The sequence below is a fragment of the Pseudomonas sp. NPDC089392 genome (genome assembly GCF_044749595.1).
In the GTDB taxonomy this organism is placed as follows: Bacteria; Pseudomonadota; Gammaproteobacteria; order Pseudomonadales; family Pseudomonadaceae; genus Aquipseudomonas.
Map to the genome: position 1 here is coordinate 84469 of NZ_JBIVIF010000014.1, position 20762 is coordinate 105230.

At 63.8% G+C, this 20762-nt stretch carries 15 protein-coding genes; 6 read left to right on the forward strand and 9 right to left on the reverse strand.

The window, feature by feature from the left end; genetic code table 11:
• Positions 1 to 4: 4 nt before the first annotated feature.
• The 5 genes from ACIP1G_RS14555 to ACIP1G_RS14575 all read right to left on the reverse strand — a co-directional run bounded on the left by ACIP1G_RS14555 (position 5) and on the right by ACIP1G_RS14575 (position 7043).
• On the reverse strand, positions 5 to 1237 hold the full coding sequence (locus tag ACIP1G_RS14555) for an electron transfer flavoprotein subunit alpha/FixB family protein (protein ID WP_400738074.1): 1233 nt from the start codon (positions 1235 to 1237) through the stop codon (positions 5 to 7).
• A complete protein-coding gene (dgcB, locus tag ACIP1G_RS14560; RefSeq protein ID WP_400738076.1) occupies positions 1237 to 3189 on the reverse strand; it encodes a dimethylglycine demethylation protein DgcB in 1953 nt (650 codons plus the stop codon). Before dgcB ends, ACIP1G_RS14555 begins: the two co-directional genes overlap by 1 nt.
• A gap of 192 nt (positions 3190 to 3381) precedes the next feature.
• On the reverse strand, positions 3382 to 5442 hold the full coding sequence (dgcA, locus tag ACIP1G_RS14565) for a dimethylglycine demethylation protein DgcA (RefSeq protein ID WP_400738079.1): 2061 nt from the start codon (positions 5440 to 5442) through the stop codon (positions 3382 to 3384).
• Between the two features lie 15 nt (positions 5443 to 5457).
• Positions 5458 to 5988 (reverse strand): DUF5943 domain-containing protein, encoded by a 531-nt coding sequence (locus ACIP1G_RS14570; protein ID WP_056805749.1) that lies wholly within the window; start codon positions 5986 to 5988, stop codon positions 5458 to 5460.
• Between the two features lie 77 nt (positions 5989 to 6065).
• On the reverse strand, positions 6066 to 7043 hold the full coding sequence (locus tag ACIP1G_RS14575) for a dipeptidase (protein ID WP_016497618.1): 978 nt from the start codon (positions 7041 to 7043) through the stop codon (positions 6066 to 6068).
• 284 nt (positions 7044 to 7327) lie between these two features.
• On the opposite strand from ACIP1G_RS14575, the gene ACIP1G_RS14580 reads away from it, so the two are divergent.
• A complete protein-coding gene (locus ACIP1G_RS14580) occupies positions 7328 to 7729 on the forward strand; it encodes a lysozyme inhibitor LprI family protein (protein WP_400738083.1) in 402 nt (133 codons plus the stop codon).
• A 117-nt stretch (positions 7730 to 7846) separates the two neighbouring features.
• Here the strand turns inward: ACIP1G_RS14580 and ACIP1G_RS14585 are convergent, their stop codons facing one another.
• Complete coding sequence (locus ACIP1G_RS14585) at positions 7847 to 8791, reverse strand: GlxA family transcriptional regulator (protein ID WP_400738086.1); 945 nt, start codon at positions 8789 to 8791, stop codon at positions 7847 to 7849.
• A 146-nt stretch (positions 8792 to 8937) separates the two neighbouring features.
• Between ACIP1G_RS14585 and choX the strand changes: the two genes are divergently transcribed.
• The 5 genes from choX (at position 8938) to ACIP1G_RS14610 (ending at position 13160) form a co-directional block, all read left to right on the forward strand.
• Positions 8938 to 9882 carry a choline ABC transporter substrate-binding protein gene (gene choX, locus ACIP1G_RS14590; RefSeq protein ID WP_400738089.1) on the forward strand — a complete coding sequence of 315 codons (945 nt, stop codon included), beginning with the start codon at positions 8938 to 8940 and terminating at the stop codon, positions 9880 to 9882.
• 125 nt (positions 9883 to 10007) lie between these two features.
• On the forward strand, positions 10008 to 10892 hold the full coding sequence (locus tag ACIP1G_RS14595) for a 3-keto-5-aminohexanoate cleavage protein (protein ID WP_400738092.1): 885 nt from the start codon (positions 10008 to 10010) through the stop codon (positions 10890 to 10892).
• A gap of 171 nt (positions 10893 to 11063) precedes the next feature.
• Positions 11064 to 12029: an L-carnitine dehydrogenase gene (locus ACIP1G_RS14600; RefSeq protein WP_400738095.1), complete on the forward strand. Its 966-nt coding sequence runs from the start codon at positions 11064 to 11066 to the stop codon at positions 12027 to 12029.
• A gap of 10 nt (positions 12030 to 12039) precedes the next feature.
• Positions 12040 to 12516, forward strand: a complete 477-nt coding sequence (locus ACIP1G_RS14605; RefSeq protein WP_400738098.1) for a thioesterase family protein — start codon at positions 12040 to 12042, stop codon at positions 12514 to 12516.
• Between the two features lie 386 nt (positions 12517 to 12902).
• A complete protein-coding gene (locus ACIP1G_RS14610; RefSeq protein WP_159412923.1) occupies positions 12903 to 13160 on the forward strand; it encodes a hypothetical protein in 258 nt (85 codons plus the stop codon).
• 121 nt (positions 13161 to 13281) lie between these two features.
• On the opposite strand, the gene ACIP1G_RS14615 is transcribed toward ACIP1G_RS14610, so the two are convergent.
• Genes ACIP1G_RS14615 through ACIP1G_RS14625 form a run of 3 tightly spaced genes read right to left on the reverse strand, consistent with a single transcriptional unit; the run spans position 13282 to position 20594 of the window.
• On the reverse strand, positions 13282 to 14949 hold the full coding sequence (locus ACIP1G_RS14615; protein ID WP_400738101.1) for an ABC transporter ATP-binding protein/permease: 1668 nt from the start codon (positions 14947 to 14949) through the stop codon (positions 13282 to 13284).
• Positions 14946 to 17729: an insulinase family protein gene (locus ACIP1G_RS14620; protein ID WP_400738103.1), complete on the reverse strand. Its 2784-nt coding sequence runs from the start codon at positions 17727 to 17729 to the stop codon at positions 14946 to 14948. Before ACIP1G_RS14620 ends, ACIP1G_RS14615 begins: the two co-directional genes overlap by 4 nt.
• Positions 17730 to 17753: 24 nt before the next feature.
• Complete coding sequence (locus ACIP1G_RS14625; RefSeq protein WP_400738106.1) at positions 17754 to 20594, reverse strand: TonB-dependent receptor plug domain-containing protein; 2841 nt, start codon at positions 20592 to 20594, stop codon at positions 17754 to 17756.
• Positions 20595 to 20762: the final 168 nt, after the last annotated feature.

Consider the following 20762-nt stretch of genomic DNA (forward strand, 5'->3'; position numbering starts at 1 on the left):
GCCCTTATGCCGCGTCGCGCTGGCCGCCGCTGCGGTAGTTGTCCACAGCCTCGATCAGTGCCTTGAGAATTGCCGAACTGTCACCAATCACCGACAGGTCGGCCCGTTTGATCATGTCGCAGCCCGGGTCCATGTTGATCGCCACCACCTTGTCGCAAGCGCCGATGCCCTGCAGGTGCTGGATCGCGCCAGAGATACCCACAGCCACGTAGACCCGTGCGGTAACCCAGGTACCGGTCGCACCGACCTGGCGGTTGCGCGGCATGAAGCCGTCGTCCACCGCCACCCGCGACGCGCCTTCGGTGGCGCCAAGGGCCGCGGTCGCCTGGTGATACAGGTCCCAGTCCTTGACCCCGTTGCCACCCGAAACGATGAATTCGGCCTCGGCCATGGCAATGGTGGCCGGGTCGACGGCCACCGAGCCGAGGTCTTCGATGCGCGACAGGCTGCGCGCCACGCTTGTGGACAACTCCACCGGCAGCGCTTCATGACGGGTTTCGCTGACCGGCTCGGCACACTCCGCCGCCGCCAGGATCAGGCGTGGCACGGCGCGTTGCAGGTCTTGCTGGCCGGCACCGGCACGGCCGATGCACTGGCCGTCCTTGACCTGCCATACCCGCGTCGCCGGGCGTTCGCCCAGCGCTGCGCCCAGGCGCCGACCCAGTTCGCCGCCACCGGTACGGCTGTCGGGCAGCAGCCAGTGGCGCGGGGTGAACTGGTTATCCACAGCGCGAAGACCTTGAACAAGTTGCTCCGGTGCATAACCTTCGAAGGCCTCGCCCTCGATGACCAGCAGGCGGTCGACGCCGGCTGTGGAAAAGTTGCTTTCCTTGTGCTCGCCAAACACCACCGCCAGCACCGCACCGTCGCTGCCAGCCAGGCTATGGGCCAGGCCGAGCAGGTCGCGATCGTGGCTGCTCAGGCGGCCGCCGACCATGTCTGGCACCACGGCGATGTAGAACGCCGGCGCTGGCACCTGGTGCAGCGGCAGCTTGACCTCGGCCGCCGCCGTGCGCCGCCCGCCCACACCGGTGCCCTGCTGGGCGCCGCTGCGGTCGATGCGCTTGATACCGGCCGGGCCAATGAAGCCTGCGGCGATCGCATGGGGGTTCTTGCGGATGACGCCGTTTGGCCCCATCCAGCTGGTCTGTTGCGTCTGCATCGCTGCGTGCAGCGGGTGCAGACGGTTACGGGCGATCCACTCGGCGCGTGGGTCGCGGCGGATAATGTCGCTCATCAGTGCACCTCCGCAGGTTCGCGTTTAGCCGTTTGCGGCTTTGGGGCGGCTGGCGTGTCCTCTTCGATCAGCACGTCAGCCACCAGCTCGGCCAGGTCCTTGATCTGTGGGCGTGGTTCGACCACACCTTCGAGCATGGCGGTGCACTGCGGGCAACCCACGGCCACCAGTTCGGCTTCGGTTTCGCGGATGTCGTCCATGCGCATGTCGGGGATACGCTGCTTGCCCGGGATGTCGGTAATCGGCGCGCCGCCACCACCGCCGCAGCAACGGGAACGGAAGCCCGAACGCTGCATCTCGCGCACTTCGATACCCAATGCCTTGAGCACTTCGCGCGGGGCTTCGTACTCGCCGTTGTAACGGCCCAGGTAGCACGGGTCGTGGTAGGTGACGCTGCCGCCCTTGTGCTGGCCCAGGTTCAACTTCTTGGCCGCGATCAATTCGGCGATGTAGGTGCTGTGGTGCTGCACCTGATAGTCGCCGCCCAGGGCGCCGTATTCGTTCTTCAGCACATGGAAGCTGTGCGGGTCGCAGGTGACGATGCGCTGGAACTTGTACTTGGCCAGGGTCTGGATGTTGCGCTTGGCCAGCTGCTGGAAGGTCGCTTCATCACCCAGGCGGCGTGCCACGTCGCCGCTGTCGCGTTCTTCCAGGCCGAGCACGGCAAAGTCCACGCCCGAGGCCTTCAGTACTTTGACGAACGAGCGCAGGGTGCGCTGGTTGCGCATGTCGAAGGCACCATCGCCCACCCAGAACAGCACCTCGGTGGTTTTCACCTCCGACAGCAGTTGCAGGTTGAGGTCGGCGGCCCAGTTCATGCGCCCGCCAGGGGCGAAGCCGCCGGGGTTGTCGGTGGCGATCAGGTTGTCCAGCACCTCGGCACCCTTGTTCGGGGTGGCGCCCTTTTCCAAGGTGAGGTGGCGGCGCATGTCGACGATGGCATCGACGTGCTCGATCATCATCGGGCATTCCTCGACGCAGGCACGGCAGGTGGTGCACGACCACAGCGTTTCGGCGTCGACCAGGCCATTGACGATCGGTTGGTGCGGGTGGCCGCCGTGTTCACCGATCGGCTTGCCAGGGTACGGGCTGCCGGCGAACTGGGCATCGGTGCCACCGGCCAGGCCGATGACCATGTCCTGGATGAGCTTTTTCGGGTTCAGCGGCTGGCCGGCGGCAAACGCCGGACACATGGCTTCACATTTACCGCACTGCACGCAGGCATCGAAGCCCAGCAGCTGGTTCCAGGTGAAGTCCACCGGTTTTTCCACGCCCAGCGGCGCGTTCGGGTCTTCCAGGTCCAGCGGCTTGAGGCCGGTGGAGCGGCCGCCGCCGAAGCGTTCAGCGCGGCGGTGCCAGGCCAGGTGCAGGGCACCGGCGAAGGCGTGCTTCATCGGGCCGCCCCAGGTCATGCCGAAGAACAGCTCCGACACGCCCCACAGCACACCCAGGCCGAGCACGGCGACCATCACCCAGCCGCCGGTGTTGGCGGGCAGGATGCCGGCCACCGGCAAGGTGGCGATGAAGAAGCTCGCGGCAAACGCCAACAGGCTCTTCGGCAGGCGCATCCACGGGCCCTTGGACAGGCGTGAAGGCGGGTTGAGGCGGCGTTTGAAGACGAACAGGGCACCGGTGAACATGATCACCGTGGCTACCAGCAGCGCGTAGCCAAGGATCTTGCTCTGCAGGCCAAAGCCGTGCACCAGGATCGCCAGGGCCGCCGACAGCACAAAGCCGCCCGCCGTGGCCACGTGGGTCTTGGACATGTACTTGTCGCGCTCGACCACGTGGTGCAGGTCTACCAGGTAACGGCGCGGCATGGCCAGCAGGCCGCCGATCAGGTCGACCTTGGAGGCCCGGCCACGGCGCCACATGCGCACCCGGCGCAGGGCACCGAGCACTGCCAGGCCTAGGGCCGCGAACAGCAGGATGGGTAAAAGGGTGTTCAACATGGGAGGCTCCCACAACAGCTGGATTCTTGCGCCGACCGGAGGGCGAGACTGGCCCCATGTAGGAGCGGCGGTTCGCCGCTGCGATTCACCCGCGAATGCGTCCGGTCAGGCAACGGTGTTGTCAGTGCTGACGCATTCGCGGGTAAACCCGCTCCTACAGGGATCGCGCCCGATGGCGGCGACTGTTAACGATCAGAAGTCCTTGCACAGGCGCAAGGCGTCGTAGATCGCCGCATGCACGTTGCGCTGGGCCACGCAGTCGCCGATGCGGTACAGCAGGTAGCCTTCGCCCGGCTGGCTGAGGATCGGTTGTGGCTTGATGGCGAACAGCGCCTCCACGTCGATCTGGCCTTTGTTGCGCGAACCTTCCTTCAGTGCGTAGTACAGCTGCTCGTCAGGACGCACGCCGTTTTCCACTACCACCTGGTCGACCACGCGTTCTTCCTTGGCGCCGGTGTATTCGTTCTCCAGCACCGCCACCAGCTTGTCGCCTTCGCGGTAGACCTTTTCCAGCATCATGTCGCCGGTCATGATCACTTCTTTCGGGTACATGCTGCGGTAGTAGGTCGGGAAGGTGGTACCGCCCATGGCCACGCCCGGCTTGATGTCGTCGGTGACGATCTCGACCTGGCTGCCCTTGTCCGCGATGAAGTCGGCCACCGACATGCCGGTGAATTCGCAGATGGTGTCGTACACCAGCACGTTCTTGCCCGGCGCAACCTTGCCATCGAGCACGTCCCAGCTGCTGACCACCAGCCCTTCGGCGGCGCCCCAGTGCTCGTTCTGCTCCAGGAACGAATGCCCGCCCACGGCCAGCACGATCACGTCGGGGCGCAGGTCCTGGATGGCGGCCACGTCAGCGGCGGTACCCAGGCGCAGGTCGACCTTCAGGCGCGCCAGCTCCAGCTGGTACCAGCGGGTGATACCGGCAATCTGGTCGCGCTGCGGGGCCTTGGCGGCGATGGTGATCTGCCCGCCAATCTGGTCTTTCTTCTCGAACAGGGTCACGTCGTGGCCACGTTCGGCGGCCACGCGAGCCGCTTCCATGCCGGCAGGGCCGGCGCCCACTACAACTACCTTGCGTTTGACGCCGGTGGTCTTTTCGATGATGTGCGGCACGCCCATGTATTCACGGGAGGTCGCGGCGTTCTGGATGCACAGCACATCCAGGCCCTGGTACTGGCGGTCGATGCAGTAGTTGGCACCGACGCACTGCTTGATCTGGTCGATCTGGCCCATCTTGATCTTGGCGATCAGGTGCGGGTCGGCCATGTGCGCACGGGTCATGCCGACCATGTCCACGTAGCCGCCTTCAAGAATGCGCGTGGCCTGGTTCGGGTCCTTGATGTTCTGCGCGTGCAGCACCGGGACCTTGACCACTTCCTTGATACCGGCCGCCAGGTGCAGGAACGGCTCCGGCGGGTAGCTCATGTTGGGGATGACGTTGGCCAGGGTGTTGTGGGTATCGCAACCCGAGCCGACCACGCCGATGAAGTCGAGCATGCCGGTGGCATCGTAGTAGGCGGCGATCTGCTTCATGTCCTCGTGGCTGAGGCCATCGGGGTGGAACTCGTCGCCACAGATACGCATGCCCACGCAGAAGTCGTCACCGACTTCGGCACGCACGGCTTTCAATACTTCCATACCGAACTTCATGCGGCCTTCAAAGGTACCGCCCCATTCGTCGGTACGCTTGTTGACCCGTGGGCTCCAGAACTGGTCGATCATGTGCTGGTGCACAGCGGACAGTTCCACGCCGTCCAGGCCGCCCTCTTTGGCACGCCGCGCAGCCTGCGCGTAGTTGCCGATCACCCGCCAGATCTCTTCCACCTCGATGGTTTTACAGGTGGCGCGGTGTACCGGTTCACGGATACCCGACGGCGACATCAGGGTCGGCCAATTGAAGCCGTCCCAGCGCGAGCGACGGCCCATGTGGGTAATCTGGATCATGATCTTGGCGCCATGCTTGTGCATGGCGTCGGCCAGGTTCTGGAAGTGCGGGATGATACGGTCGGTCGACAGGTTGACCGACGCCCACCACTCCTGCGGGCTGTCGATGGCCACCACCGACGAGCCGCCGCAGATCGCCAGGCCGATGCCGCCCTTGGCCTTTTCTTCGTAGTACTTCACGTAGCGGTCGGTCGTCATGCCGCCGTCAGTGGCGTAGACCTCGGCGTGCGCGGTGCTGAGCACACGGTTGCGGATGGTCAGTTTGCCGATCTGGATCGGCTGGAACATTGCTTCGAATGCCATGACGCTATCTCCGGCTTACAACGGCTTTGTAACGAACAGGCCATCTTCGTGGCCTTCTTCCGAACCGCCGTAGACCTGTTCGGCCACGGTGCGGATCGAGCTGCCGCGGGCAGCGAGAATCTGGTCCATGGCGCCGGCGAACCAGCCGGTGAACATGTAGTCGACCTTGCGGCCGCACTTGCCATAGACGTACACGAACGCAGAGTGCTTGAGCTTGACGCTGCAGGTGCCTTTGTCCAGGTCGATGTCCTGGATTTCGAACAGGCCCCAGCCACGCTGGCTCAGGCGCTTCATGTAGTGCTCGAACACCGCAACGCCTTCCAGGCCATGGCACTCGGCTTCTTTTTCACACCAGTGCCAGGCGGACTTGTAGCCGGCCTTGTAGAGGATCTCGGCGTAGGCGTCGGCGCCTAGCACTTCCTCGATGCCAATGTGGTTGTTGACGAAGAAATGGCGCGGCACATACAGCATCGGCAGGGCGTCGCTGGTCCATACGCCGGTTTCGGTATCAACTTCGATTGGCAATTGCGGGGCGATCTTGGCCATGGAAACTCAACTCCATAAAATTTTCATTTGGGATGCCCCGGCGTTGCTGGCAGGGGCTTTCAGGCTTGGAGAGCGGCTTACTCGCCCCACACGTCCTTGAGGACGTTGACCCAGTTCTCACCCATGATCTTGCGCACCACGCGCTCGGAGTGGCCGCGCTTGAGCAAGGTTTCGGTGAGGTTGGGGAATTCGCCCACGGTGCGGATGCCCAGCGGGTTGATGATCTTGCCGAAGTTGGTCAGGCGACGGGCGTAGCCCTTGTCGTGGGTCAGGTACTCGAAGAAGTCCTGGCCGTGGCCCTGGGTGAAGTCGGTACCGATACCGATGGCGTCTTCACCGACGATGTTCATGGTGTACTCGATGGCCTCGGCGTAGTCGTCGATGGTCGAGTCAATGCCCTTGGCCAGGAACGGCGCGAACATGGTCACGCCAACGAAGCCGCCGTGGTCGGCGATGAACTTCAGCTCTTCGTCCGACTTGTTGCGCGGGTGCTCTTTCAGGCCCGACGGCAGGCAGTGCGAGTAGCACACCGGTTTTTTCGATTCGAGGATGACTTCTTCGGAAGTCTTGGAGCCAACGTGGGACAGGTCGCACATGATGCCGACGCGGTTCATTTCCGCCACGATCTCGCGGCCAAAGCCCGACAGGCCGCCGTCACGCTCGTAGCAACCGGTGCCTACCAGGTTCTGGGTGTTGTAGCACATCTGCACGATGCCCACGCCCAGTTGCTTGAACACGTCGACGTAGGCGATCTGATCTTCGAAGGCGTGGGCATTCTGGAAGCCGAACAGGATGCCGGTCTTGCCCAGCTCCTTGGCCTTGCGAATGTCGGCGGTAGTGCGCACTGGCATGACCAGGTCGCTGTTGTCGCGGATCAGCTTCTGGCTGGCGGCGATCTGGTCAACGGTAGCCTTGAAGCCTTCCCAGACCGACACCGTGCAGTTGGCCGCAGTCAGCCCGCCTTTGCGCATGTCCTCGAACAGCTCGCGGTTCCATTTGGCAATGATCAGGCCGTCGATGACGATGCTGTCGGCGTGAAGTTCGGCTGGGCTCATCAGGCTGTCCCCTTTGTTGATTTGGGCCGCGCCGAATCTTCTGCCGGCGCTTTGGGGCCAGCATATGCCTGTGCCTTGCGACGCCCCGATGCAAAAACGACAGGGGGTTTGCCGAAAGCGTCAATGCGCGACAACAGCCCCTCTGCGGCGCAGTCTGGCGATGAGAGGCAGTCTCGATAACGACGTTTGCGGCCACTTTATGAACATTTGGACAGGTAGCTACCGCCGCGCCTTCGTCTGAGCGAGAATCCCTGCGATTCGTCAGCCTGTTGAGGAGAAAAGGGATGAAATCATTGGCATGGCTGGTACTGCTGGCTGTCGTTACGGGCGCACAGGCCGGCGAGGAAGAAAGCACCCCGTGCGACAACGTCGAGACCGACCAGCAGACGTTCGCCTGTGCGGCGTTCAACAAGCAAACTGCTGAGCGCGAGCTGAAAGCGGCGTATGACGACCTGATCCAGCGCATTCGCGACCAGTATGCCGATGAAGGCGACCAGGCTACCGCGCTGGTCGCGCGCATGGATGCGGCCGAGAAGCTTTGGACGCAATTGCGCGATGCTGATTGCAAGGTCGAGACCTATGCCGAGAAGCCCGGCAGCAAGGCGTTCCAGGCGGCTTGGGATACCTGTGTGGCGCAGCGTAGTGATGACCGGTCTGAGTATTTGCAGTCCATTGGTCAGCAGTAAACCTGTACTGGCCTCTTCGCGGGTAAACCCGCTCCTACAGGCCATGCATAAGGCCCACAGGTGGTGATTTCCCTGTAGGAGCGGGTTCACCCGCGAAGAGGCCGGCACAGGAGGACATCAAACCGCCCTGGCCAGGCGGTCTTCCCGCGGGCAACGCTGGTACCGGGCCCGATAGCAGCGGGTAAAGTACGAAGCCGACTCAAACCCACAGGCCACCCCCACCTCCAGCACGCTCATGTCGGTCTGGCGCAACAACTGCCTGGCTTTATCCAGCCGCAGTCGCAAATAGAACCCACTGGGCGTGTCATCCAGGTGCACACGAAACAGCCGCTCCAGCTGCCGCCGGGTCACCTGCACCGCTTCGGCCAGCACCTGGGTATTGAGCGGCTGCTCGGTGTTGCGCTCCATTTCGCCAATCACCTTCACCAGCTTCTTGTTGCTGATGCCATAACGGCTGGCGATCTGCATGCGCTGGTGGTCCTGTCGCTGGCGGATACGCCCGAGCACGAACTGCTCCGACACCTGCACCGCCAGTTCACTGCCATGGGCCTGGGCAATCAGGTCGAGCATCAGGTCGATAGACGCCGTGCCACCCGCGCAGGTAATGCGCCGCCGGTCGATCTCGAACAGTTCCTGAGTCGCCTGCAGGCTCGGGTAGCGCTCCTTGAACGCCTCCAACGCCTCCCAATGCACGGTGGCGCGGTGGCCGTCGAGCAGGCCGGCCTCGGCCAGCACCACCGCGCCGGTATCGATGCCGCCCAGAATCACCCCGTCATGGTCCAGCCGGCGTAGAGCCTGCTGCAGCGCCGGCCCGTAGCAGGCCAGCGGCTCAAAGCCGGCCACAATCAGCATGATGCCACCAGGCTCTCTTGCCGCCAGCGCCGCATCGGCATTCACCGACATGCCATTGCTGGCCTCTACCGCGCCGCCATCCAGGCTCAGCACCTGCCAGCGGTACGACGGACCCTTGAAGCGGTTGGCCACCCGCAGCGGCTCCAGGGCACTGATGAAGCCCATGGCCGAGAACCCGGGCAACAACAGGAAGTGAATGATTTGCGGCATTGCATGCTCCACGGCAAAGGTGGTCGCCTCCGTGCAAGTGTTGGTCGCCAGGGTGCGATTTTTCACCCTGCCAGCAGCGTAGCGTGTTCACACGGCCCAGAGAGATCGAACCCCATAACAATATGCACTGCCGATGGAGAGCCACCATGCACAGCTTGATCCGCCGCAGCCTGTTGACCCTTGCCCTGAGCAGCCTCGCCACCTCCCCGCTTTTCGCCGCCGAACCCGCGGCTTGCAAGAACGTCCGCCTGGGCGTGGTCAACTGGACCGACGTCATCGCCACCAGCGCCATGGCTCAGGTGCTGCTCGACGGCCTGGGTTACCAGACCAAACAGACCAGCGCTTCGCAGCAGATCATCTTCGCCGGCATCCGCGACAAACGCCTGGACATGTTCCTGGGTTACTGGAATCCGATCATGACCCAGACCATCACCCCGTTCGTCGACGCCCAGCAGGTCAAGGTGCTCGACAAGCCCAGCCTGGACGATGCCCGCGCCACCTTGGCAGTGCCCAAGTACCTGGCTGACAAGGGCCTGAAGACCTTCGCCGACATCCACAAGTTCGAAAAAGAGCTTGGCGGGAAAATCTACGGCATCGAGCCGGGCTCCGGCGCCAACACCCAGATCAAGGCGATGATCGCCAAGAACCAGTTCGGCCTGGGCAAGTTCCAGCTGGTCGAGTCCAGCGAGGCCGGCATGCTCGCCGCCGTCGACCGCGCGGTGCGGCGCAAGGAGGCGGTGGTGTTCTTCGGCTGGGCGCCACACCCGATGAACGTCAACATCGACATGGCCTACCTGGGCGACAGCCAGGACGCCCTGGGCCCGGACGAAGGCCGGGCGACGGTGTGGACGGTGACTGCGCCGGACTACGCCGAACGCTGCCCCAACGCCCACCGCCTGCTGGCCAACCTGAACTTCAGCGCCGAAGACGAGAGCCGCATGATGCAGCCGCTGCTCGACCACAAAGATGCGCTGGAATCGGCCCGCCAGTGGCTCAAGGACCACCCCGAGGACAAGGCCCGCTGGCTGGAAGGTGTGACCACCTTCGATGGCAAGCCGGCTGCGGGCAACCTCAAGCTCAGCGCCAACTGATCCAGCCCTTTCGCGGGTGAACCCGCTCCTACACCTGCCATGCGCATGCCGGGGTTACTCACATCCCGGTGTAGGAGCGGGTTTACCCGCGAAAAGGCCAGCACAGACACCACAAGGAACCCGCCATGAACCACGACGTCATCATCACTTGCGCCCTCACCGGCGCCGGCGACACCGCCTCGAAAAGCCACCTTGTTCCCGTCACCCCCAAACAGATCGCCGAAGCCGCCGTCGAAGCCGCCAAGGCCGGCGCCACCGTGGTCCACTGCCACGTCCGCGACCCGCAAACCGGCCGTTTCAGCCGCGACGTGGCGCTGTACCGTGAAGTCATGGAACGCATCCGCGAAGCCGACGTGGACATCATCGTCAACCTCACCGCCGGCATGGGCGGCGACCTGGAAATCGGCCCGGGCGAAACACCGCTGGAGTTCGGCCCGGGCACCGACCTGATCGGCCCGCTGGAGCGCCTGGCCCACGTCGAAGCACTGCTACCGGAGATCTGCACCCTCGACTGCGGCACGCTCAACTTCGGTGACGGCAACTCGATCTATGTGTCTACCCCGGCGCAACTGCGCGCCGGCGCCAAGCGCATCACCGAGTTGGGTGTGAAGGCCGAACTGGAAATTTTCGACACCGGCCACCTGTGGTTCGCCAAGCAGATGATGAAGGAAGGCCTGCTCGAAGACCCGCTGTTCCAGCTGTGCCTGGGCATCCCGTGGGGCGCGCCAGCCGACACCACCACCATGAAGGCGATGGTCGACAACCTGCCGGCCAACGTTACCTGGGCCGGCTTCGGCATCGGCCGCATGCAGATGCCGATGGCGGCGCAGGCGGTGCTGCTAGGCGGCAACGTGCGGGTGGGGCTGGAAGACAACCTGTACCTCGACCGTGGTGTGCTGGCCAGCAACGGTCAACTGGTCGAGCGCGCCGCCGAAATCATCACCCGCATGGGTGGCCGTGTGCTTAGCCCGGCAGAAGGCCGGGAAAAAATGAACCTCCAGCGCCGCTGACTCCTTTCAACGATTGCTACAGCGCCACAAATACTGTGGGAGCGGGCTTGCCCCGCGAACACCGGCACAGCCGGTGCCATGCACCACCGCGCCGCCTGCTTCGCGGGGCAAGCCCGCTCCCACAAGGATTGGCGCTCGTCTCAATAATTCTGTTCATCCTGAGGACCCGATATGCCTTTCATCACCAAGATCAAGACCTTCGCCGCCCTCGGTAGCGGCGTGATCGGCAGCGGCTGGGTTGCCCGCGCCCTGGCCCACGGCCTGGACGTGATCGCCTGGGACCCGGCGCCCGGCGCAGAACAGGCACTGCGCAAACGTATCGCCAATGCCTGGCCAGCCTTGGAGAAACAAGGCTTGACCCCAGGTGCAGCACAAGACCGGCTGAAGTTCGTGACTACCATCGAGGAATGCGTACGCGACGCCGATTTCATCCAGGAAAGCGCGCCAGAACGGTTGGACCTGAAGCTCGACCTGCACGCGAAAATCAGTGCCGCAGCCAAACCTGATGCCATTATCGGCAGCAGCACCTCGGGCCTGCTGCCCAGCGAGTTCTACGAGTCGGCCACCCACCCCGAACGCTGCGTGGTCGGTCACCCGTTCAACCCGGTGTACCTGCTGCCGCTGGTCGAGATCGTTGGCGGCAATCGCACCGCACCCGAGGCCATCGAAGCGGCCAAGGCCATCTACACCGCCCTGGGCATGCGCCCGCTGCACGTACGCAAGGAAGTGCCCGGTTTCATCGCCGACCGCCTGCTCGAAGCGCTGTGGCGCGAGGCTTTGCACCTGGTCAACGACGGCGTCGCCAGCACCGGCGAGATCGACGACGCGATCCGCTTTGGCGCCGGCCTGCGCTGGTCGTTCATGGGCACCTTCCTCACCTACACCCTGGCCGGTGGCGATGCCGGCATGCGCCACTTCATGGCCCAGTTCGGCCCAGCGCTGCAGCTGCCATGGACCTACCTGCCCGCACCGCAGCTGACCGACAAGCTGATCGACGATGTGGTCGAGGGCACTTCGGACCAACTGGGCGAACGCAGCATCGCCGCGCTGGAACGCTATCGTGATGACACCCTGTTGGCGGTGCTGGAAGCGGTGAAAACCAGCAAAGCCAAGCACGGCATGGCCTTTGGCGATTGAGGAGCACGCGATGTCCGCACTGATCACCTACCGTACCCCGGTCCAGCAGGACTGGGTCGACTACAACGGGCATTTGCGCGATGCCTTCTACCTGCTGATCTTCAGCTACGCCACCGATGCGCTGATGGAGCGCATCGGCCTGGATGCCGACAGCCGTGGGCAGAGTGGTAACTCGCTGTTCACCCTGGAAGCGCACATCAACTACCTGAATGAAGTGAAACTGGGCACCGAAGTGTGGGTGCAGACGCAGATCATCGGCTTTGATCGCAAGCGCCTGCACGTCTACCACAGCCTGCACCGGGCCGGGTTTGACGAGGTGCTGGCGGCCAGCGAGCAGATGCTGCTGCATGTGGACCTGGCGGGGCCGAAGTCGGCGCCTTTCAGTGAGCGCAGTGTCGGGTTACTGCAGGGGTTGGTGGATGAGCAGCAGGATCTGCCCCCGGCCGAGTTCGTCGGCCGAGTGATGGGCCTGAACACAAAATCCTGAAGGTGACTGCGCCCCCTGTAGGAGCGGGTTCACCCGCGAATGCGTCGGTAGCTTCACCATCGTATTCGCGGGTAAACCCGCTCCTACAGGGATTTGTGCATGCCTTCAAGCGTTGCTTCGGGCAAAAAATAACCCCGGAAAGCCGTGAGCATCCGGGGCCAAGAGCGAGCAACATCCACTGTGCACGAGCGAGGGTGACCAAACCCTCCGTTGCGGTAGATGGCTTGAGTGTGCGCACTTCCCGGCAGGTGGATTTAGCCGGGAACGACCTGTTCTTAGCCAAAGCAGCCATGCCGGCATTCTGTTGTTGCGGGTATGTCGCGGTCGTCACAGAATCGGTCGTAAATCACAGCAGCACTCTCTTAGCGATAAAAGGGACAACAGCCATGATGCATGCGGATTTGATTGACCAGGACGATCTGGCAGGCCACCTGCGCGCGCGCGGGTTCGACATTCCGGCCGGGGCCAGCGCCGAGCAGGCCTGCGAAGCGGTGGTGCGCGGGCTGACCGAGCCTAACGCGCGGGCGCTGAAGGGCATGGTGGAGCAGATGTATACCGGTAGCGCGACGATTTTGCCGGCGGTGCGCCAGGCCATCGATAAGCAACTGCTACCAGCGTTGGCGCAGTTCAGCAGGCGCGCATGATTCGTTTTTCCTGTACTGGCCTCTTCGCGGGTAAACCCGCTCCTACAGGGATTGCACAAGGCCTGAGGCCTGTGGAGTACCTTGTAGGAGCGGGTTCACCCGCGAAGAGGCCGGCACTGTCTTACGCAGGCTCGGCCAACCGCTCCAGCTCAAAGGTCCGGTCAAACAGCCCGACCAATCCCTCCTGGTGAGTCACGCCCACCACTGTGCACCCCGGCAACTCCCGCCTGAGCATCTCCAGCAACCCCCGCGCACTGCCCAGGTCCAGCTGACTGGTCGCCTCATCCAGGTACAACGTATCCGGCCGGTACAACAACGCCCGCGCCAGGCTCAACCGCTGCTGCTCGCCACCAGAAAGCACACGCTCCCACTCCGCCTGCAGGTCCAGTTGCCCGATCAGGCCACCCAGCCCCACTTTGGCCAACACATCGATCAACTGCACATCATCGATCGAGCGCAGCTGTGGATAAGCCAGTAACCCGCGCAAGCTCAAGTGCGGCATGTATGGCTTCTGTGGCAACAACAAGCTCCTCCCCGGCGGCAACTGCCAATCACCCACGCAGTAAGGCCACAGCCCCTGCAAGGTACGCAGCAAAGTCGACTTGCCCAATCCGCTGCGACCGCCCAGACGCACCCATTCGCCCTGCCCCACACGCAGGTCGAATGCATCCAGCAACACGCCGCCATCGGGCTTGCACAGCGTCAGGCCCTGCATGCACAGGCACTGCCCCTGTGGCGCCTTGAGCACCTGCTGGCGACTCGCGGCAATGGCCTGCTCGAACTGCTCCAGGCGCTGCAACGCCGCACTCCAGCGCACCAGCTTGTGATACAGCTTGATGAACCAGCTAAGCGACCCATGCACCGCGTTGAAGGCACTGCGAATCTGCATCAACCCACCCAGGGTGATGGCCTTGGCCATGAACGCCGGCAAGGCGGCGAACACTGGAATGATCAGGCTCAGGCGTTCGTAGGAAACTGTGAACAGGCTGAGGTTGCGCTCCCGCCCCATCAACTGCCGCCAGTTGTCGGCGATGGCACAAAATCGCCCGGCCAGGTGTTCGCGTTCGACCGCTTCGCCGCGGTACAGCGCAATTTGCTCGGCATGGTCGCGCTTGCGCAGCAGACTGGCGCGAAAGTCCGCCTCGCGGTGTTCGCGCTCGTAGTTCAGGGCATGCAGCGGCTTGCCGATCAAATGGGTCAGCAGGCTGCCAGCCAAGGTGTAGAACAGCACGATCCACACCAGGTAGCCATGCACGGTGAATGTCTCGCCGAACAGGCTGAAAGTCTGCACGCCCGACAGGTTCCACAGGATCACCACGAACGCCCCCACCTGCGCCAGGTTGATCACCAAGGACGCCACCAGCTCGATGCTCAGGCCAACCATCAGGTCAATGTCCTGGGCGATGCGCTGGTCGGGGTTGTCCGGCTCGCCGGTCAGCCCCAGGCGGTAGAACGCCTGGTCAGCCAGCCAGGCATCGGTCAGCCGCCCGGTCATCGCCTGGCGCCAGCGCAGCTCCAGCCCTTTGCGCAGGTAATCCATGGCCACTACGATCAGCACATAACTGCCCAGGTACAGCGCGTACTCGCCGACCAGGCCGTACAGCCCGGTGGTGTCGAATGCTGCCAGGGTGTCGTAGAAGGTCTTGCTCCAACTGTTGATCAGCACATTGATCTGCACCACCAACAACCCAAGGCCGATCACCGTAGCCAACATCAACCAGGCCGGCCATTGCTGGCGGCTGCGCCAGAACGGACGGCTGAGGCGGTAGAATGTCCGCAGGGTCTTCACAGGGCCTGCTCCTGTGCCACCGCCGAAGGCAACAGGCGCAGCTGCACCTGATTGGCCTGTGGGAACAGCTGCTTCGCTTGCTGTTGCAGCGCTGGCAGGTTCAAGGCATCAGGCAGTTGTGCCTGGGTCTGCAGGTAACGTGGATCGTGCCAGCGGCGGTCACTGAGGATCAGGCGCTTGAACTGGGTTTGCGGGTCGTCACGGCGCTTGCTCTCCTGGCGCTGGAACTCGGCGCGCTCGGTAGCCAGCCACTGGGCGTCCGGTTGCAGGCTGGCCAACGTCTTCTGGGCCATGGCCCACAGTTCGTCGACCCGCGCCGGGTCGCAGGTGAAGCTCAGGCTGCTTTCGATGCGTTGGCTGTCGGCATTCAGTTCGCTGTCGAAACGCAGGCGATACACGCCGGCAGCTTCGCCCCTCAGCTGTGCTTTTAGGCGTTGGTTGGCCAGGTCACGCAATACCGCCACCCGCGCCGCCGCTTCCGGGCTCCAGGCCTGGGGCTGGTAGCTGCTGGCTTGCAGGACGGCACGCGGCTCCAGCGCGATTGCCAGATCATCGCGACGCTGGCCGGGCTGTTGCAAAGCCTGCTGGCTGGCCAGCGAGTTACTGCGCGGGATGGTCGCGAGCATTTCACCGACCATTTTCTCCAGCGATTCAGGCGCCGCATCCGCCATCAGGTAATAGGTCACCGGCGCACCAGCCAAGCGCTTCCAGTCGGCACTCAGCTGTTCGGCGGTCAACTGTTCAAGGGCGCTGATTTCCGGCGACTGCCAGTGGTCGACACCGTACTTGAGCACACGCTGCCGGCTTTCCTGCAGCCCACGTACGTCATCCGGGCGGCTGCGCAGGCGTTGCAGCAATACATCGCGCGTGGTGCTGAACACTTGCGGGTCGATGCTGGCCAGCTGGCTTACCCGATAGCTCTGCATCAGCGCCAGCAGTTGCTCTGGCGCAGCACCAAGGTTGAGCTGCAGGCGCTGGGGCTGCTGGTCGAAGCCGAGTGTGGCGCGCTGGTCCTGGCGCCAGGTTGCCAGGGCCTGCTGATCCATCCCGGGCAGGCCACTGTGCATGGCCAGCTGTGCGGCCATCTGCAGGCGCCAGGCCGGGGTGCCTGCAAGGTGATAGCCCGCAGACGAGTCGGCCTGCAGCAGCCACTTGCCTTCCGGGCCATTGCGCTTGAGCCAGACCAACCGATCACCATTGCTCAGGCGCCAGTGTTCCACGTGTTGCTCAGGAAAGGTCTTGCGTTCGACGATAGCTGCCGCTGGTGGCGTAGCGGGCATTTCCAGCCGGGGTTTCACAGCCACTGCCGGCGCCACCTGTACGGGCACGGGCAGCGCTGTTGCAGCCAGCTTTGCCTGACGTGCTTCAACCTGCGCAACGCTCGGCAGGGCAACCTTGGAAGTACCTGCCGCACTCACCTGTAATACCCGGTCAGGGCTGGCGAGCCAACGTTGCAGGCGGTCGTTCAGGTCATTCAGCGAGATGTCGTCCAGCACCTGCAGATAGCGCGCAGCGGTGGCATGCCGTTCGGTGACGGCATTGCCCTGCACAGCGGCATTGTTGAGTTGCTCCACCCATTGCTCGAAGGTGCGCGGTGCCTGTTTGGCCAGGGTCTTTTCGCCCAGCGCGCGGATATGTTCGCGCTCACGTTGCAGGTCGGTTTCATTGAAGCCGTGCTGGCGCAGGCGCTCGATCTCGGTCAGCAACTGCTGCAGCGCCTGGTCGTGGGCCTGGCCTTTGACGCCTGCGGCGATGCCGAGCACGGTGGAGTGTTCACCGATCAGGGTCTTCTGCACGATCAGGCTGCGCACCCCCGGCTGCAGCGGCTGGCGGCGCAGGCTGTCGAGCATGGCGGCGAGGATCATGCGGTCGATCAGCCGCTCGCGCAGCGCAGCGCGGGTGGTGCCGCGGCTGCCTGGCTCGTGCGAGCGCAGCAGCATTGCCACCTGGTTGCTGCCGGACTGCGGGTCCTGCAGGCGGAACACCTTCAGCTTGTCGTCCAGCGGCAGCTCGCGCTGCTCGCGGGCCGCCACCGGGCCCGCCTTGGCCTTGCCAAACGCCTGTTCGATCTGTTCGCGCAGGGCCTGTGGGTCGAAATCGCCAACCGCCGAAAGCACCATGTTGTTCGGCAGGTACCAGCGGTTCTGGAACGCCTGCAGTTGCTCCAGGCTGGCCATGCGGATCGCCGCCTCGTTGCCGATGGTACGGTGCTCGGGGTAACGCGAACCCACCCGCTGCGAAGCGGTGCGCTGCTCGTTCATGCGCTGGGCCACGCCCAGGCCGCCGCGCCACTCCTCGATCACGATTGGCCGTTCTTGCTCCAGGTCCTGGGCATTGTAATCACGGGCGAAGGCCAGGTCGGCCAGCGCCTGCAACGCTTGGGGCGCTTGGCGCACGCCAGCAGGCGGGCCGATCAGGTACTGGGTGCGTTCGTAGTTGGTCACGGCATTGAAGTGCCGCCCCTGCACCCAGCCCAGGTCGGTCATGCGCTGGCGCAGCTTGTGCTCGCCACCCGCCCTGCTGTGAAAGGCCAGGTGCTCGACCAAGTGCGCCACGCCAACCTGGTCGTCGGCTTCGTCAACCGAGCCGGCCTTGACTGTCAGGCGCAGGTCCAGCCGCCCTGGCTGCGAGGTTTCGCGCACCAGCCGATAAGCCAGGCCATTGGCCAACTGGCCATGGATAACCTGGCTGTCCCAGGGCAATGGCGAGTCGGGTTCGGGTATCGACGCGCAGGCGCCGAGCAACAGCGGGCCGAGCAGGCCCGCGATGAGCTTTTTCATCAGGGTATCCACGGTTTTCTAGTGTTAGAAGCGGTAGCCGACTTCCAGCCAGTATTGGCGGCCTATCTCGTAGCTGACCACGCTGGTCGAGGTGCGGCTGGCGATCTCGTTGACCTTGTCGGTGACGTTGGTGATGTCGACGTTGACGAAGAACGCCTGGTCCTTGCCGGTGGGGATGTCCCAGGCCAGGCGCATGTCCCAGGTCGGCGCGCCGGGCGTGGCGACCGTTTCGTAGCGGCTGTAGGTCTTGCCATCGACTTCGGCGTCCGGCGACACCTTGACCACCTGGTCGTAAGGGCCGCGGTAGCGCAAGAAGTTGCTCACCGACAGGTTCCACTGGGGGATGTCGGTGATGGTCACCAGGCGCGCGGTCCAGGGCCGGTTGAAGTCGCTGGCCGGCAGCTCCTCATAGGGCACCAGCTTGCCGTCGAACACCACCGGTTCGTTGTCCAGCTCTTCACGGTCTACCCCGGCTTCGTAGGTGGCGCCATGGGCGCCCTTGCTGCGCGACCAGTCCAGCGCCAGCTGCACACTGGTGCTGGTGCCCCTGAAGCGCAGCGGCTGCAGCGGCGCCACGGTCAGGCTGATGTTCTCGGTTTCGCTGGTGCCGGCGTTGAGGTAGACGTAGTAGTTCTTGCTGTAGCCGGCCGGGATGTCCTTCTCGTCCAGGCTGTAGTACGGGCGGGTGCGGTAGATCTGGTCGTGGCCCTTGCGGTTGATGTACTTGAGCTGGAAGTCGGTGTCGAACCAGCGCTGGTTCAGGCCGAGCATGAGTTCGTCATCGTAGGGGATGTCCATGCTGCGAAACTGGCTGGAATTCTGGTTGCGGCTGGCCAGGGTCCAGTCGTCTGTCTGCGCGGCGCGGGTGTAGCGCGTGGTGAAGGTGTCGCGACCGTCGGCAAGGCGATACTCGAACAGGTTGCGCCCGTAGTAGCGGTTGGCACCGAACACCAGCACCGTGCTGCGGTCGCCGAAGAAGTCATAGTCACCCGCCAGGCGTGGCGCCAGGGACTTCTTCTGCATGTAGTCGTCGCCCTCGAAGCGCAAGCCCGGGCGCAGGGTAAGGTTGCCGTAGCCAATCTCGTCCTGCATGAACAGGGCGTACTTCTTCTGGTCCATCTGCAGCCGGCCGGCACCGTACACCATCATCGCCGAGGCGTACTGGCGGTTCTTGCCATTCAGCTGCGTGCCGGTGGAGCAGGCACGGTCGCTGCCACACGACACGCCGTTGTCGCGTTCGAAAGTGGTATACGCCACGGCATCTTCTTCGCGCTCCCAGGTGGCGCGCTGGTAGCCGAGCTCCAGGCCGGTGCTCAGGGTGTGCTGGGTGGGGCCGAGGTTGAACGTCTGCCAGTCGGCCTTGAGCTTGTAGTCGAGGCCGCGCTGGGTCTGGTTCAGGCTGCCGTAGCCACCTTGCTGGCTGCGCGCGGTGGCGCGGTCGGGGTTGCCCCAGTCCTTGCTGGTGGACCAGTACCAGTTGTAGTACTCATCGCTGTCGGACTCGCGCGAGGCATACAGGTCGGTCAGCGCCAGCTGCTGGGTCCAGCGGGCGCTGTCGCCCTCATAGATGGTCTTGAGCGAGGCCTGCCAGCCACCATTGATGTTGGTGAAGCCCGAATCGCGGCTGTCTTCGCGGAAATAGGTGTTTTCCTGCGGCGCGTAGACGATCGAGGTGTCCAGCGTCAGCCGGTCGTTGATGTTCCAGTAGGTCTTGAGCAGAAAGTTGTCCAGGGCGCGGGTCTGCTCCTGCTCGTTGTCGTTGTTGGGGCTGTTGTAGCCGTTCTTGTAGGTGCGCAGCGGCAGGTAGGAGCGCTTCTGCGAGAAATTCAGCAGGGCGCCGAAATCTTCGTTGAAATGGCCTTCGAGGGTACCGCGCACGGTGGTCTTCTTGAACTCGGGCTGGCTCTGCTCGCTGGAGGAGTTCTTGAAGCTTTCCTTGTCCTCGCCGCTGATGTGGTAGCGGGTCCATTCCGAGCGGCTCATGGCGTAGGAAATCTTGCCGTGTAGGTCTTGCGTCGGTCGACGGGTGATGGCATCGACCACGCCACCGTTGAAGCCGCCGTATTCGACCGGCACGTTGCTGTCGTAGACCTTGATCTCTTCCAGCAGGTCGGCATCCAGGGCGATGCCGTGGGAACGGCTGGGCGTGGAGTCGAACTGGCGTGTGTCGTTGTAGGTGTGGGAGCCGGGGTCGAGGTCGTTGTTGATCGAGATGCCGTCGATCATGAAGTTGTTCTGGTAGTACTTTGCGCCGTTGATGCTGATATCGGCCGGGTCGATCTCACCGGGGGTGCTGGAGCTTTTCTGGTCGCTGCTGAACTGCACGTTGGGGTGCATCTGCAGGATCGTGGTGATGTCGCCGTTGGCGCCCGGAAAGGCCTGGATCGCCTTGCGGTCGATGACCGTGGCGCCCATGAAGCTGTTTTCCTCGGTGTCGCCGAGAATCAACGTGTTGTGCAGTTCGAGGGCGCCGTTGTCGGCTTGCAGCAGGCGAAACATCAGCGTGCCGTATTCGTAGTCCCAGGTGATGCCGGTGCCCAGCAACAGCTGCGCGAGCGCGGCCGCGCTGCTCAACTGGCCGCTGACCGCAGTGGATTGCTGGCCTTCGAGCAGATCTGGGTCGACCGATACCTGCAGGCCGCTCTGCTGGCCGAAAGTGATCAGGGCGATGGCCAGTTTCTGCGGCGCAATGTCGAATGCGTGCACCTGGGCCAGTACCGAGCGCGGCTGGGCTTGTTCTTCGGCATGGGCAGGCAGCACGGCCAGCGTGCAGCAAGCACCGAGCACGCCTGCACCGGCCACATTTTTCAGGCGCAACGACCAACCCCGCGCGCAGCGCGGCTTTCGGCTTGATGTTTCAGTCATCCCACATCCCCGCCCCCGGGCAATCGCCGGGCTGCAAATTTTAATAAGAATCGGTATCAGTTGTTGCGCGCGGGGGAGAAGACGGGGCAGTGCGGGGAATTTTCAGGAAATTGTGAAATTAATTTTTCAGCGAGGATTTTGGGGCTGCTGCGCAGCCCATCGCGACGC

Bases quoted from the DNA above. Each gene is read 5' to 3' on its own strand.
- ACIP1G_RS14620 (WP_400738103.1), bottom strand. From the start codon at position 17,729: ATGAAAAAGCTCATCGCGGGCCTGCTCGGCCCGCTGTTGCTCGGCGCC.
- ACIP1G_RS14595 (WP_400738092.1), top strand. From the start codon at position 10,008: ATGAACCACGACGTCATCATCACTTGCGCCCTCACCGGCGCCGGCGAC.
- ACIP1G_RS14570 (WP_056805749.1), bottom strand. From the start codon at position 5,988: ATGGCCAAGATCGCCCCGCAATTGCCAATCGAAGTTGATACCGAAACC.
- dgcB (WP_400738076.1), bottom strand. From the start codon at position 3,189: ATGTTGAACACCCTTTTACCCATCCTGCTGTTCGCGGCCCTAGGCCTG.
- ACIP1G_RS14600 (WP_400738095.1), top strand. From the start codon at position 11,064: ATGCCTTTCATCACCAAGATCAAGACCTTCGCCGCCCTCGGTAGCGGC.
- choX (WP_400738089.1), top strand. From the start codon at position 8,938: ATGCACAGCTTGATCCGCCGCAGCCTGTTGACCCTTGCCCTGAGCAGC.
- ACIP1G_RS14575 (WP_016497618.1), bottom strand. From the start codon at position 7,043: ATGAGCCCAGCCGAACTTCACGCCGACAGCATCGTCATCGACGGCCTG.
- ACIP1G_RS14610 (WP_159412923.1), top strand. From the start codon at position 12,903: ATGATGCATGCGGATTTGATTGACCAGGACGATCTGGCAGGCCACCTG.
- ACIP1G_RS14625 (WP_400738106.1), bottom strand. From the start codon at position 20,594: ATGACTGAAACATCAAGCCGAAAGCCGCGCTGCGCGCGGGGTTGGTCG.
- ACIP1G_RS14580 (WP_400738083.1), top strand. From the start codon at position 7,328: ATGAAATCATTGGCATGGCTGGTACTGCTGGCTGTCGTTACGGGCGCA.
- ACIP1G_RS14555 (WP_400738074.1), bottom strand. From the start codon at position 1,237: ATGAGCGACATTATCCGCCGCGACCCACGCGCCGAGTGGATCGCCCGT.
- dgcA (WP_400738079.1), bottom strand. From the start codon at position 5,442: ATGGCATTCGAAGCAATGTTCCAGCCGATCCAGATCGGCAAACTGACC.
- ACIP1G_RS14585 (WP_400738086.1), bottom strand. From the start codon at position 8,791: ATGCCGCAAATCATTCACTTCCTGTTGTTGCCCGGGTTCTCGGCCATG.
- ACIP1G_RS14605 (WP_400738098.1), top strand. From the start codon at position 12,040: ATGTCCGCACTGATCACCTACCGTACCCCGGTCCAGCAGGACTGGGTC.